Annotated in this window: 13 protein-coding genes and 1 riboswitch; of the genes, 5 read left to right on the top strand and 8 right to left on the bottom strand. The window is 59.5% G+C overall.

Annotated elements, in window-relative coordinates; genetic code table 11:
- Positions 1–130 precede the first annotated feature (130 nt).
- From AB4N74_RS21810 to ahcY, 4 genes are all read right to left on the bottom strand, one after another.
- Positions 131–2,014: a DEAD/DEAH box helicase gene (locus tag AB4N74_RS21810; protein ID WP_093429855.1), complete on the bottom strand. Its 1,884-nt coding sequence runs from the start codon at positions 2,012–2,014 to the stop codon at positions 131–133.
- A gap of 222 nt (positions 2,015–2,236) precedes the next feature.
- The gene (locus AB4N74_RS21805; protein WP_093429856.1) at positions 2,237–3,049 is read right to left on the bottom strand and encodes a substrate-binding periplasmic protein; all 813 of its coding nucleotides are present in this window, start codon (positions 3,047–3,049) and stop codon (positions 2,237–2,239) included.
- Positions 3,050–3,194: 145 nt separating this feature from the next.
- Positions 3,195–4,040, bottom strand: a complete 846-nt coding sequence (metF, locus tag AB4N74_RS21800) for a methylenetetrahydrofolate reductase [NAD(P)H] (RefSeq protein WP_093429977.1) — start codon at positions 4,038–4,040, stop codon at positions 3,195–3,197.
- A gap of 156 nt (positions 4,041–4,196) precedes the next feature.
- Positions 4,197–5,606: an adenosylhomocysteinase gene (gene ahcY, locus AB4N74_RS21795; RefSeq protein ID WP_064388105.1), complete on the bottom strand. Its 1,410-nt coding sequence runs from the start codon at positions 5,604–5,606 to the stop codon at positions 4,197–4,199.
- 23 nt (positions 5,607–5,629) lie between these two features.
- A riboswitch (S-adenosyl-L-homocysteine riboswitch) is annotated at positions 5,630–5,728 on the bottom strand.
- A 198-nt stretch (positions 5,729–5,926) separates the two neighbouring features.
- On the opposite strand from ahcY, the gene AB4N74_RS21790 reads away from it, so the two are divergent.
- Positions 5,927–6,334, top strand: a complete 408-nt coding sequence (locus AB4N74_RS21790; protein WP_016984776.1) for an acyl-CoA thioesterase — start codon at positions 5,927–5,929, stop codon at positions 6,332–6,334.
- 174 nt (positions 6,335–6,508) lie between these two features.
- Complete coding sequence (locus tag AB4N74_RS21785; protein WP_093429857.1) at positions 6,509–7,396, top strand: formate/nitrite transporter family protein; 888 nt, start codon at positions 6,509–6,511, stop codon at positions 7,394–7,396.
- Here the strand turns inward: AB4N74_RS21785 and AB4N74_RS21780 are convergent, their stop codons facing one another.
- Both AB4N74_RS21780 and AB4N74_RS21775 read right to left on the bottom strand, forming a co-directional pair.
- The gene (locus tag AB4N74_RS21780) at positions 7,397–8,662 is read right to left on the bottom strand and encodes a cation:proton antiporter (protein WP_099757401.1); all 1,266 of its coding nucleotides are present in this window, start codon (positions 8,660–8,662) and stop codon (positions 7,397–7,399) included.
- A 267-nt stretch (positions 8,663–8,929) separates the two neighbouring features.
- Complete coding sequence (locus AB4N74_RS21775; protein WP_093429859.1) at positions 8,930–10,099, bottom strand: MFS transporter; 1,170 nt, start codon at positions 10,097–10,099, stop codon at positions 8,930–8,932.
- Between the two features lie 211 nt (positions 10,100–10,310).
- Between AB4N74_RS21775 and AB4N74_RS21770 the strand changes: the two genes are divergently transcribed.
- On the top strand, positions 10,311–11,144 hold the full coding sequence (locus AB4N74_RS21770) for an EamA family transporter (protein WP_093429860.1): 834 nt from the start codon (positions 10,311–10,313) through the stop codon (positions 11,142–11,144).
- Between the two features lie 38 nt (positions 11,145–11,182).
- On the top strand, positions 11,183–11,566 hold the full coding sequence (locus AB4N74_RS21765; protein WP_008081053.1) for an MAPEG family protein: 384 nt from the start codon (positions 11,183–11,185) through the stop codon (positions 11,564–11,566).
- 121 nt (positions 11,567–11,687) lie between these two features.
- Here the strand turns inward: AB4N74_RS21765 and mltA are convergent, their stop codons facing one another.
- A complete protein-coding gene (gene mltA, locus AB4N74_RS21760) occupies positions 11,688–12,866 on the bottom strand; it encodes a murein transglycosylase A (RefSeq protein ID WP_460097202.1) in 1,179 nt (392 codons plus the stop codon).
- Positions 12,867–12,994: 128 nt separating this feature from the next.
- Here mltA and AB4N74_RS21755 point away from each other — a divergent pair, with 128 nt between their 5' ends.
- A complete protein-coding gene (locus AB4N74_RS21755; RefSeq protein ID WP_093429862.1) occupies positions 12,995–13,444 on the top strand; it encodes a c-type cytochrome in 450 nt (149 codons plus the stop codon).
- Positions 13,445–13,522: 78 nt separating this feature from the next.
- On the opposite strand, the gene AB4N74_RS21750 is transcribed toward AB4N74_RS21755, so the two are convergent.
- Positions 13,523–13,918, bottom strand: a complete 396-nt coding sequence (locus AB4N74_RS21750) for a DUF1090 domain-containing protein (RefSeq protein WP_093429863.1) — start codon at positions 13,916–13,918, stop codon at positions 13,523–13,525.
- Between the last annotated feature and the right edge of the window lie 25 nt (positions 13,919–13,943).

Here is a 13,943-nt window from a genome sequence, read left to right as displayed (position 1 = left end):
TTGGCTGAATGACCGCTTTCGCGAGCAGGCTCGCTCCCACAGGGTATATGCGGTGATTCAGGGGGATTCGTGGCGGCAAAAAAATGCCCCGGCTCTTGCGAGTCGGGGCATTTTATATGGCGGCGTTAACTCAGCGATTGCGGGTCAGCAATGCTGGTTTTTCGCCACGCGGGCGGCTTGGCAGTTGATCGAGCTGCTCAGGCGTCGGGAAGCGGTCGGCTTTCGATTCCTTGTGCATGATCTTCGGGCCGTTGCTGCGCGGGTTCTGCACGGCTGGCTCGCTGCGTGGCTGATCGTCACGGGCCGGACGACGATTGCGCGAGGACGAGGAGGATTCGTCGCGACGACCCGACTGACCATCACGCGGTGCGCCGTTGCGCGGGCCGCTACGCTTGGCTGGCGGGGTGCCGGTGCTCGAACCGTTGCTGTTGCGCGGACCGTTCTGACGACCCTGCGACTGACCGCCACGTGGTGCGCCCGAACCTGCGCCTGCACCTTGAGCCGGTGCGCCTGGACGACGGCCACGGCCGCCGGCAGGGGCTGGTTTTGGTACGTAATCAACGCGGTTACCGAAGTTATCGATATCGTCGTCGAGGAACTCGTCCGGTGCACGATCAGCCGCCGCACGTGGCGGTTGGCTCGGACGCTGTTCGCGGCTCGGAGTGCCTTCGCGCGGTTTCTGCTGACGAGCAGGGCGCTCGCCACGTTCGCCGGCCGGTTTTTCCTTGCCCTTGTCTTTGCCTTTGTCTTTACGACCGCCGCCACCTCCGCCGCCATTCGGGCCGTCGCCGCGTGGGCCACGTGGATTGCGTGGGTTACGCACGTCCGGACGCTCACGCACTTCCGGCTTCTCGGCTTCAATGGTGCTCGAATCGAAGCCCATCAGGTCGCCGTCGGCGATTTTCTGCTTGGTCATGCGTTCGATGCTTTTCAGCAGTTTCTCTTCGTCCGGGGCAACCAGCGAGATCGCCTCGCCCGAACGACCGGCACGGCCAGTACGGCCGATACGGTGCACGTAGTCTTCATCGACGTTCGGCAGTTCGAAGTTGACCACGTGTGGCAACTGATCGATGTCCAGACCGCGTGCGGCGATGTCGGTCGCAACCAGGATGCGTACCTGGTTGGCCTTGAAGTCGGCCAGCGCTTTGGTGCGCGCGTTCTGGCTCTTGTTACCGTGGATCGCTACAGCCGGCAGGCCGTGCTTGTCCAGGTACTCGGCCAGACGGTTGGCGCCGTGCTTGGTGCGGGTGAACACCAGCACCTGTTCCCACGCGCCGGCGGTGATCAGGTGCGCCAGCAGCGCACGCTTGTGGCTGGCCGGCAGACGGAACACGCGTTGTTCGATGCGCTCGACCGTGGTGTTCGGCGGCGTCACTTCGATGCGTTCCGGGTTGTGCAGCAGCTTGCCGGCGAGGTCGGTGATGTCTTTGGAGAAGGTCGCCGAGAACAGCAGGTTCTGACGCTTGGACGGCAGGCGCGCGAGGACTTTCTTCACGTCGTGCACGAAACCCATGTCGAGCATGCGGTCGGCTTCGTCGAGGACGAGGATTTCCACATGGGACAGGTCAACGCTGCCCTGGCCGCAGAGGTCGAGCAAGCGACCCGGGCAGGCAACGAGTACGTCGACGCCGCGGGACATGGCCTGAACCTGTGGGTTCATGCCGACGCCGCCGAAGATGCAGGCGCTGACGAATTTCAGGTCACGGGCGTAGATCTTGAAGCTCTCGTGAACCTGGGCCGCGAGTTCGCGGGTCGGGGTCAGGACCAGTACGCGCGGTTGGCGCGGGCCATGACGCTGGGATTTGTCCGGGTGACCGTTGGGGAACAACCGCTCCAGGATCGGAAGGGCGAAACCGCCGGTTTTACCGGTACCTGTCTGTGCCGCAACCATCAGGTCGCGACCTTGCAACACGGCGGGAATGGCCCGCTGTTGCACCGGAGTAGGCTCGGTATAGCCCGCATCTTCGATGGCGCGGACTAAAGCCTCGGAGAGACCGAGGGAAGCAAAGGACATGAGTAATCCTGTTTTAGTTAGGGCTTGGCCCAATGGGAGTCTTGCCTGGCGCGAATCACGTTTAAGAGGACGCAATCCCGTCCGGTCCTGCTGCGGTTCCGAAGGCACGTCTGGAGTGCTCGCGCGGGCTGCAAAGCTGCGCTGTAGCGGGTCGAGAGGCCTGTTACGGTTCCGGGCGTCCGGGCGTGAGCCTGGCGGGAACGCCGGAGTATAACAGAGCAATCACTGCGCGCTGCTTTCCTGCTGCTCAACGGTTTTGCCGCTGGCCGTGGCATTGCCCAGCGGCGCAGCCATGGCGGGAGCCGCGCCGTAGCGTGCGCTCAGCTCGGCGTAAGCCGGTTCGCGCTTGAATCGCTTGAGCTCGGCGCCAAATCGCTGCACCAGCAAATCCATGCCGGCATTGCGTCTAACCGCGAGAAACTGGCTCTGGCGGCTAATGACAGTGGGGTTTTCGGTGATCTGATCGCGAATATCCAGCTCATCGAGCAAGTGCTGACCGACACGGCGATCGGTGATCAGCAAGTCGATGCGGCCGCGCACCAGTTTGCCGAAGTTGGCTTCGTGGGTCGGTGCCGGTTCACGGGTAAACAGTGTTGATTCGCTGAAATCGGGGCTGTACAGATAACCCGGCGAGGTGCCGATGGTCAGGCCTTTGAGCTCTTCGAGTTTGCTGAACGGGTGCGGCCGGTCGTTGGCGTAGAACAGGACGAACTCGACGTCCGACAGCGGCTCGCTCGGGTAAAGCAGGGTGGCGTCGCGCTCGTCGCTGTGAAAAATGTCCAGCGCGCCATCGGCCTGACCGGTCTCAAGCATCGACAGGCAGCGCTTCCACGGCAAGAACTGCCATTCGACTTCGATGCCCAGACGTTTGAAGACAATGGCCGTGGTTTCGTAATCCAGCCCGAGGTTTTTACCGTTCTCTTCGTAGACATAGGGCGCCCACGGCTCGGTGACAATACGCAACTTTTCGCCTCGAGCGGCGAAGCTCAGGCAAGCAAAAACCAGCACGGCGAATAATTGCGTGATCAAAGGCATGGCTTGAGATTACGACGAGAAACGCGAAAGAGCCAGAAAGTGCCTGCACAAGCTCTGTTTCGGGCCTTTAAAAGCAAAAGATCGCAGCTGCGACACCCCAGTAGGAGCTGCCGAAGACTGCGATCTTTTGATCTTTCTATGAGGCTTAACGCGGCAACTTCAGGTTATTCCAGATCGCCAGGCTAGGCTCAGCCTGGTTCATTGAATAGAAGTGCAGACCCGGCGCGCCACCTTGCAGCAGGCGTTCGCACATCTCGCTGACAACTTGCTCACCAAAGCGCTGAATGCTTTGCGTGTCATCGCCGTAGGCTTCCAGTTGCTTGCGGATCCAGCGCGGGATTTCCGCACCGCAGGCATCAGAGAAGCGCGCGAGTTTGCTGTAGTTGGTGATCGGCATGATCCCCGGAACGATCGGCAGATCCACACCCTGCGCCTGCAAACGCTCGACGAAATAGAAGTAGCTGTCGGCGTTGAAGAAGTATTGGGTGATTGCGCTGTCGGCGCCGGCACGGGCCTTGCGGATGAAATTGGCCAGATCGTCTTCGTAGTTGCGTGCTTGCGGATGCATCTCCGGGTAAGCGGCAACTTCGATATGGAAATGATCACCGGTTTCTTCACGAATGAATTCAACCAGTTCATTGGCGTGACGCAGCTCACCGCTGGTCATGCCCATGCCGGATGGCAGGTCGCCACGCAGCGCGACGATACGCTTGATGCCGGCAGCCTTGTATTCGTTCAGCAGGCCGCGCAGGTCGTCCTTGCTGTCGCCGACGCACGACAGGTGCGGTGCGGCCGGTACTTTGACTTCGCTTTCCAGTTGCAGAACGGTGTTGAGGGTGCGATCACGGGTCGAACCACCAGCTCCATAGGTGCAGGAGAAGAAATCGGGATTGTACGTTGCCAACTGACGGGCAACGTTGAGCAGCTTTTCATGCCCAGCATCGGTCTTGGTCGGGAAGAACTCGAAGCTGTAGCGACGGTCTTGGGACATGGTCATACCCTTGGAAACAAGAACCTTCGAGGCGCTGCAATCCCGTGTGGGAGCGAGCCTGCTCGCGAAAGCGCCGGGTCAGACAACACGGATGCTGAATGATAAACCGCCTTCGCGAGCAGGCTCGCTCCCACAGGGAGAGCGAGCAAGCACCTGTTAGTAGCGGTAAGCGTGCGGCTTGAACGGGCCTTCGACGGTCACGCCGATGTAGTCAGCCTGTTGCTTGGTCAGTTGGGTGACCACGCCGCCGAAGCCGCGAACCATTTCCAGGGCCACTTCTTCGTCGAGTTTCTTCGGCAGTACTTCAACGGTCAGGCGCTCGGCTTTCTGGGCTGGCGACAGGTCGGCGTACTTCTGGCCGAACAGGAAGATCTGTGCCAGAACCTGGTTGGCGAACGAACCGTCCATGATGCGGCTTGGGTGGCCAGTGGCGTTACCCAGGTTAACCAGACGGCCTTCGGCCAGCAGGATCAGGTAGTCGTCGTTCTGCGCGTCGAACGCGCCCGGGCCGGTACGGTGGATCTTGTGTACCTGTGGCTTCACTTCTTCCCATGCCCAGTTCTTGCGCATGAAAGCGGTGTCGATTTCGTTGTCGAAGTGACCGATGTTGCAGACAACAGCGCGCTTCTTCAGGGCTTTGAGCATGTTCGCGTCGCAAACATTGACGTTACCGGTGGTGGTCACGATCAGGTCGATCTTACCCAGCAGCGCTTTGTCGATGCTCGCTTCGGAACCGTCGTTGATACCGTCGATGAACGGCGAAACCAGTTCGAAACCGTCCATGCATGCTTGCATGGCGCAGATCGGGTCAACTTCGGAGACTTTAACGATCATGCCTTCCTGACGCAGCGACTGAGCCGAACCCTTGCCCACGTCACCGTAACCGATGACCAGCGCTTGCTTGCCGGACAGCAGGTGGTCGGTACCACGCTTGATCGCGTCGTTCAGGCTGTGACGGCAGCCGTACTTGTTGTCGTTCTTGGACTTGGTCACCGAGTCGTTGACGTTGATGGCCGGGATTTTCAGCTCGCCTTTGGCCAGCATGTCCAGCAGACGGTGTACGCCGGTGGTGGTTTCTTCGGTCACGCCGTGAACGCGATCCAGTACTTGTGGGTACTTGTCGTGCAGCAGCTGAGTCAGGTCGCCGCCGTCGTCGAGGATCATGTTGGCGTCCCATGGCTGGCCATCCTTCAGGATGGTCTGCTCCAGGCACCACTCGTACTCTTCTTCAGTTTCGCCTTTCCAGGCGAAAACCGGGATACCGGCAGCAGCGATAGCGGCAGCAGCCTGATCCTGAGTCGAGAAAATGTTGCAGGACGACCAGCGTACTTCGGCACCCAGGGCAACCAGGGTTTCGATCAGCACGGCAGTCTGAATGGTCATGTGGATGCAGCCGAGGATCTTGGCGCCTTTCAACGGCTGTTCGCCGGAGTACTTGCGACGCAGACCCATCAGGGCCGGCATTTCCGATTCGGCGATGATGGTTTCGCGACGGCCCCAGGCAGCCAGGGACATGTCGGCAACTTTGTAATCGTTAAAATCTGCAGGCGTGATAACAGCGCTCATGAAGAGCCTCCATTCGTAATGTATGCGAATGGGCGCCGTTGTGCGTTTAGTGTCCGGCCTGAGCCAGTCAACGCCCCATCCGAGCCTGACAGGTTGAACCTGCTGCAGCGCCCCTCGGACAGGTGGCGGGAAAACGGTAGCAAGTGAACGTTACCGTTTTGAAACGGGGGCGATTATAGCCGTCTAGACTGATCTTCCAAAGGGTTTCTGTCGGCCAGATGAAGATCGTTAATGACGACCATAGTCGAAGCCGCATGGAGCCTGACCGCTCAGTCTGCCAAGATACCGTCCATCGTTCGGCAAGACACTCAGGAGTGAAGATGAATTTCCACACCCGCAAATGGGTAAAACCCGAAGACCTCAACCCCAACGGCACCCTGTTCGGTGGCAGCCTGTTGCGCTGGATCGACGAAGAAGCGGCGATTTACGCGATCGTCCAGTTGGGCAATCAGCGCGTGGTGACCAAGTACATTTCCGAAATCAACTTCGTCAGCGCCTCGCGCCAGGGCGACATCATCGAACTGGGCATCACCGCCACCGAGTTCGGCCGCACCTCGATCACCCTGACCTGCGAAGTGCGCAACAAAATCACCCGCAAAAGCATTCTGACGGTTGAGAAGATGGTGTTTGTGAACCTCGGTGAAGACGGTTTGCCGGCTCCGCACGGGCGCACTGAAATCAAATATGTGAAAGATCAGTTCCAGGAAGATGAATTGGTCACCAAATAACATCGGCGGTGCTTTCTTCGCGAGCAAGCTCGCTCCCACAAGGATCACGCTGTACCTGTGGGAGCGAGCTTGCTCGCGAAAGCGGTTGTCCTGTCACCGAAGATTGATCAGGCCACTGAACAGCCATGAACCGCCGGGGTCGTAGGTAAACACCACCCCCACGGTTCCCACGCCATGACCACCCCCACCGACGGCAAGACCCCCGATCTCTCGGCCGATGAGCAACACGAAGTCGAGAAAAGCCAGCCGCCCCGCGCGGCCGTTCTGCATGAAATCATCCGCACCCAAGGCGATCAGGAACTGGAACGCAGCATCGCCGCGCTCTGGTGGTCGGCGTTGGCGGCGGGGTTGACCATGGGCCTGTCATTGATGGGCATGGGCCTGCTCAATTCGCGTCTGCCCGAAGGTGACGAGTTCAAGGTAATCGCCAGTTTCGGCTACTGCGCAGGCTTCCTCGCGGTGATCCTCGCCCGCCAGCAACTGTTTACCGAAAACACCTTGACCGCCGTATTGCCGGTCATGACCAAACCGACCTTGAAAAACTTCGGCCGGCTGATCCGCCTGTGGACAGTGGTTTTGGTCGGTAATCTGTGCGGGACGATTCTGGTTGCGTACGTGATGCTCGAACTGCCGATCTTCGACACCAAGACTGACCACGCCTTCCTCGAAATTGGCCGCAAGGTGATGGAGAACCACGCCAGTCAGATGTTCGCCAAAGGCATTGTCTCCGGCTGGATGATCGCCACCATGGTCTGGATGATCCCGTCCATGGAGAGCGCGAAGATGTGGATCATCATCCTCATCACCTATCTGATGGCGCTCGGCGATTTCACCCATATTGTGGTGGGTTCAGCGGAAGTGTCGTATCTGGTGTTTGCCGGCGAGTTGCCGTGGAGCGATTTCTGGATGGTCTTCGCAGGTCCCACGTTGGCGGGGAATATCATTGGTGGCAGCTTTATCTTTGCGCTGATCAGCCATGCGCAGATTCGCAGCGAGAGCGGTGCGCCTAAGGAGCCTGCGGATCAGGCCGGGAAACCTGAACCGCAGGAGATCAAAAAATGATCAGTGGTGAGCGGCTTCGCTGATGGTCACGGGCTCGTTGCGAGTTGCGTACTTGACCAGTTTGCCGATGGTCAGACCCTGCAACAGGATCGATGACAGCACCACGATGTAAGTGATGCTCAGCAGCAGATCGCGCTCCGGGCCCAATGGCAGGGCCAGCGCCAGTGCCACCGAAACACCGCCGCGCAAACCGCCCCAGGTCAGAATCCGGATGGTGCCGGCCGGCACCGTCCGCCAGCGGCGCAGCAGGACAATCGCCGGGGCCACGGTGAGCAGGCGCGACAGCAGAATCGCCACCGCCAGCAAACCCGCTGCAGCCATGTGCAGCCAGTTGAATGGCAGCAGCAACAGCTCCATGCCGATCAGCGCGAACAGCAGCGCGTTGAGCATGTCATCGAGCAATTCCCAGAAACCGTCGAGATAACGACGGGTCATGTCATTCATCGCCAGATTGCGCCCGACGTTACCGATGATCAGACCTGCGACCACCATCGCAATCGGTGCGGAAACGTGAATCTCGGTAGACATCGCCGAACCACCAATGACCAGCGCCAGCGTCAGCATCACGGTGATCTGGTGTTGCTCGACGCTTTTGATCATTCGATAAACCAGATAACCGATCAGGCCGCCAAACAGCACACCGCCAATCGCTTCGTGAACGAACAACATCGCGGTGGCGCTGATGGTCGGGGTTTCGCCGAGTTGGGCGATGCCCAGTAACACGGTGAACACCACTACAGCGGTGCCGTCGTTGAACAGCGACTCGCCGACGATGGTGGTTTTCAGCGGTTTCGAGGCATTGGCGGTACGCAGCACGCCGAGCACCGCAATCGGGTCGGTCGGCGAAATCAGCGCGCCGAACAACAGGCAGTACAGGAAACTCACGTGCCAGCCGAACAGGGCAAAAATGTAATAGGCGAGACTGCCGATCACCGTGGTGGCAATCAACACACCGAAAGTCGCCAACAGACCGATGGGCCAGCGGTAGCTGCGCAGGTCGTTGAGGTTGACGTGCAGGGCGCCGGCGAACAGCAGGAACGAGAGCATCCAGTTCATCAGCAGATCGCCGAAGTCGATCTGGCCAATCAGTTGCTGCACGCGTTCTTCGAGACCGGGGTAACCGAGCACGCTCAGGCCTTGCAGGATCAGCGAGAACAGTAGCGCGGTGACCATCACGCCGATGGTCGGCGGCAGGCCGATGAAGCGGAAATTGACGAAGGTGAGGAGGGTGGTGAGGCAGATGAAAGCGGCGACAAGTTCAAGCATCCGGGGTCCTTTGGATGAGGGGTGAGTGGAGCGCGCCCGATGTTTGGGCGCAGGGGTTTGATGGGCTGAGAGCGACAGAGGGCACAAGCTTCCCTCACCCCAGCCCTCTCCCGGAGGGAGAGGGAGCCGACCTTATTGTCTTGTGGCATGCATCGACCTGAATAACCGAGTCGATTATGGATTCGGCAATGCGCGTTCAGGTCGGCGTACTTCTGAAGCATCCCCCATTCAGTCCCCTCTCCCTCTGGGAGAGGGTTAGGGTGAGGGCTAGCCGGACACATTGACCGCAGCCGCTTCGCGACGTTGCAGATAGATGAAAAACAGCGCCGTCAGCACCGTCAATACACCTACCAGCGCACCCGTCCATGGCAAGTCCGCCAGATCCGCGCCACTGGCCACCACCAGTCCGCCGATCCACGCACCCGCTGCGTTGCCAAGGTTGAATGCGCTCTGGTTCAACGTCGAGCCCAGGTTCGGTGCTTCATGCGCCTGATCGATGATCAGCAGTTGCAGAATCGGGCACAGCGCAAAAGCGAAAATCCCCCACAGCACCAGCGTGATTGCCGCTGGTACCACCGAGCGACTGGTCTGACTGAACGCCGCCAGAATCACCACCACCGCCAAGGCCACACCAACCAGCGACGGCAGCAAACGGCTATCAGCCAGACGCCCGCCGAGCATGCTGCCACCGGTCAAACCGACGCCGAACAACAGCAACATCACCGTCACGCCATGCGGGCTGACGCCGGTGATGTCCTGGAGGATCGGCGCGATGTAAGTGAACACACTGAACAGACTGGTCGACGCGAGCACACTCATGCCCAGAGCCAGCAACACGTTGACCTTGCCCAGTACCTTGAATTCGCTGGCGAGATTGGCCTTGTCCATGGGGATGTGTTTTGGCAGCCACAACCATTGCGCGAGCGCCGCAATCACACCAATCACCGACACCGCCCAGAACGTCGAGCGCCAGCCGGCGTACTGCCCGAGCGCTGTGCCCAGCGGCACGCCGAGAACGTTGGCCAAGGTCAGGCCGGTGAACATCATTGCAATCGCCTGCGCGCGTTTGTTCGGTGCGACCAGCCCGGCGGCAACCACCGAGCCAATGCCGAAGAACGCGCCGTGACAGAGGGCTGTGACCACACGAGCGGCCATCAGCGTCGCGTAGTTCGGCGCGAGTGCGCAGAGGATGTTGCCGAGGATGAACATCAGCGTCATGCCCAGCAACGTTGCTTTGCGCGGCATGTTTGCGGTGCCGATCGCCAGGATCGGGGCGCCGAAGACCACGCCCAGGGCGTAGCCGGTAATCAGCAGGCCCGCATGGGGAATGCTCACGGAGAGGTCCCGGGCGACATCGGGCAGCAGGCCCATGATGACGAATTCAGTGGTGCCGATGCCGAACGCGGCAACAGCGAGTGCAAGCAAGGCGAGTGGCATGCGCAAGGTCTCTGTCGATAGTCTTGACGCTTTGATCAGGCATACGCAGGCCGACGACCGCTCTCGAAGGAGGGCGGTACAGGCAGGAATTATTGGTTTTTTCTGTGCGCAACTGAGTGCGGCGTGGTCGCTTGCAGTATAAACAGCTGCTGACACATCGCGAATCAATAATCTGACTAATTGGCTCGCTAACAACAATAAGGAGTGGAACGTGCTGGCGACAGCTTTGGTATTGATGGCGGCGCTGTTGCATGCGACGTGGAATACGTTAATCAAGTTTAGCGCCGAGCGACTGTTGGTAGTGGCGTGCATGGACACCGTGGCGCTGCTGGTCGTTGCCATCGCGTTTCCATTCGTGAGCTTGCCGCCCATGGAAATCTGGCCGTGGATTCTCGCTTCGGCAGCCTTTGAACTGCTTTATCGCTATCTGCTGATTCAAGCCTACCGGGTCGGCGATCTCGGGCTGGTATATCCGCTGATGCGTGGATTATCGCCTTTGGTGGTGCTCGCGCTGACCCTGATCTTCGCGGGAGAGGTGCTCACCACGCAGCAAATCTTCGGCATCATGCTGATCCCGTTCGGCATGGTTTGTCTGCTATGGCAGGGTGGCGGTGGCAAGCATTTGCCATGGTCGATGCTGCCGGTGGTGGCGCTGATCGGCCTGTGCATCGGCTGCTACACCTACATTGATGGCCAGGCGTTGCGGCGCTGGTCCCATCCTTTGGATTATCTGGTCTGGGTCACGCTGCTCAGCGCCTGGCCGTTTCCGCTGTTGGCATGGGTCGCCAAGCGTCCGGCGTTCATGTTGTTCTGGCGTGAGCAATGGAAGCTGGGGTTGGCGGTGGGCTTCTGCGTATTGGCCAGCTACGCTCTGGTGCTGTGGGCGATGCAATTGGGCTCGATTGCGGAGGCGGCGGCATTGCGCGAGATCAGCGTGATTCTGGTAGTGCTGTTCGGTATGCGTTACCTCAAAGAACCTTTTGGCCGGCCGCGGCTCTTAGCCTGTGGGCTGGTACTGATCGGCATGCTGGTAATGAAGTTCTGACCGCTCGCGAACTCTAAAACTCGAAAAAGGACGGCGTTATGACGGTGGCTCTGTGGTGTGTGTTGATTGCGATTTTCCTGCCGTATATCTGCACTGGCGTAGCGAAAGCCGTGGGTGGCTACCGGCTGAGTGACAACCACGACCCTCGCGACTTTCTCGAAAGTCTCAACGGTGTGGCGAGGCGTGCCCATGCCGCGCAGATGAACAGCTTTGAAGTGACGCCGGCATTTGCGGCGGCAGTGATTGTTGCGCACCTGGTTGGGACGGCGGAGCTGGTGACGGTCAATGTGCTGGCGGTGCTGTTTATCACCAGTCGCCTGCTCTACATCATTTGCTACCTGGCGGACTGGGCGATCCTGCGCTCGCTGGTGTGGTTTGTGGGGATGGGGTTGATTGCTTCGTTCTTCTTTGTGTCTGTTTGATTATCGGTGTTGCTGATGGCCTCATCGCGAGCAGGCTCACTCCTACATTTTGGAATGCGTTCCCCTGTAGGAGTGAGCCTGCTCGCGATAGCTATCTGATTACCTCAGCAAATTCCAAGGGTTACTTCTTCTCTGTATCAGCCACCTGCGGTACTTGCGGCAGCGCTGCGCCTTTGGGCCAGAGCATCCAGATCTGCCCCTGCTGTTTCATGTCCCCGGCCAGTTGTCCGGCCGCATCACCGGTGCCCCAGAACAGATCCGCACGCACCTCGCCGGCAATCGCGCCGCCGGTATCTTGTGCCGCCACCGGGCGAACCAGTACCGTGCCATCCGGTTTTGTCGTCGACAGCCACAGCAGGCTACCCAACGGAATCACCTTGCGATCCACTGCCGCGCTATAACCGGCAGTCAACGGCACGTTCAGCGAACCGCGCGGGCCTTCGTTGCTGTCCGGGTTGCGCGTGAAGAACACGTAGCTCGGGTTGCTGCCCAGCAGTTCCGGAATGCGCGAAGGATTGGCCTTGGCCCAGTTGCTGATCGCGCTCATGGTCACGTCTTCTTTCTTCAGCTCGCCTTGCTCGACCAGCCAGCGCCCGATTGGGCGATACGGATGGCCGTTCTGATCGGCGTAAGCGATGCGCAACTGTTTGCCGTCCTCGGTCTGAATTCGCCCGGAACCCTGGATCTGCAGGAATTGCAGATTCATCGGGTCGGTCAGGTAGGCAACCACCGGAGCTTTTACACCTTTGGATTCAATGGTGGCGGCATCGTCGTAAGGCTTGAGCACGCGACCTTCGAGGCGGCCGCGCAGGCGTTTGCCTTTCAGCTCCGGGTAAATGCTGTCCAGCGAGACAATGATCATGTCTTCGGGCACGCCGTACACCGGCACATTGGCCGTGTCGGTGGGCGTCAGGCTGCCGGGGTAGACCGGTTCGTAGTAACCGGTGATCAACCCGTTCGGGTTGTCGTTTTCAGCGCGCAGGCCGTAAACGTCGAGGTTTTGCTTAAGGAAGGCGCGAATCTCGCCAGCACTTTGTGGCACGTTGGCCGCAGCGGCGCAGGTGGAGCCCCATACGGCATCAGCTTTGAGTCGGGTGCAGGCGCTACGCCACGAACCGAAACCGGCGACCAGATCGCTATCGGATACTGCCGGCAGTGCTTCCCAGGTGGCGCTGGAATAAGTGGCCAGTGCGTGGGTTTTTGGTTTGGCGCTATCACCGCCGGTGCAGCCAGCGAGAATCGCCATTAGAGGCAGGGATGCGATCAGCGGGTGACGCCAGGCCTTGAAAGAGCTGTTCATGGAGTAATTCCTGTGCCGGTTGACCGAGTGCTCCATGCGCTCGAGCAACCCGTATTTTTAATAGGGCTATTGGTGTTTGGCGGTGACGCGAGGATACTGGCCGCCGAATTCCGTGACCTGAAGCCACCATGACTCTTAAAAGCATTTCTGTTGTATTGCTGGCCTGTCTGACCTTGTCCGCCTGTGGCGGTGTCGATCCGAATTCTCCACTGGGCCAACGCAAGGCGATCTTCAAACAGATGCTCAAGACCGGTGAAGATCTGGGAGGCATGTTGCGTGGGCGCATTCCGTTCGACGGGCCGAAATTCGCCGAGGGCGCGGTCAAGCTTGATGCGTTGTCTCATGAGCCGTGGAAGCACTTCCCGCAGGTTCGCGAAGAAGATCACACCAGCGCCAAGGACGATGTCTGGAAACAACAGGCACGTTTTCAGGAAATGGCCCGCAACCTTGAAGCCGCCACCGGTGAATTGGTGATTGCCAGCCAGGTGCAGCCGTACAAGGCCAGCAATCTCGGGCCTGCGGTGCAGAAAGTTGAAGATGCCTGCAGCGCTTGTCATAAACAGTTTCGCGATCATTGATATTTAAAAGATCGCAGCCTGCGGCAGCTCCTGCCCTGATCAATGTAGGAGCTGCCGCAGGCTGCGATCTTTTGATTTTTACTTATCGATTTCGTCCAGCGCGTCCTGAAGTTCTTTGCGCGATTCGGCGAGTTTGTCTTTGCGCTTGTTGATCTTCTCTGGATCGCCTTTCTTCATCGCCTTGTCGAGATCAGCCTGGCGCTTGCTCACTTCGTGCTTGGCGTCGAGCACCTTGTTTTCGCGTTCTTTCTTCAGGCCCGCGTCGGTGCAGTGTTCGGTCACCTCACGCAGGGCAGTTTCCAGGCCTGCCTGCTGATCAGCGTTGCCACGCGACTTGGCCTGTTCGATCTGGTTCATGATGCCTTGCTTCTTGGCCGCGCAACCGGTCAGGCCCGGGGCGTCTTCGTCGGCCATGACAGGGGCGGCCATCACGCCACAAAGGGTCAGCATGGCGAGCGGTGCGAGAAATTTCATAAAAGCTCCATGTGCAAAGGCAATC

This window comes from Pseudomonas sp. H3_C08 (assembly GCF_054669455.1).
This window is presented reverse-complemented; position numbering and strand designations above follow the sequence as displayed.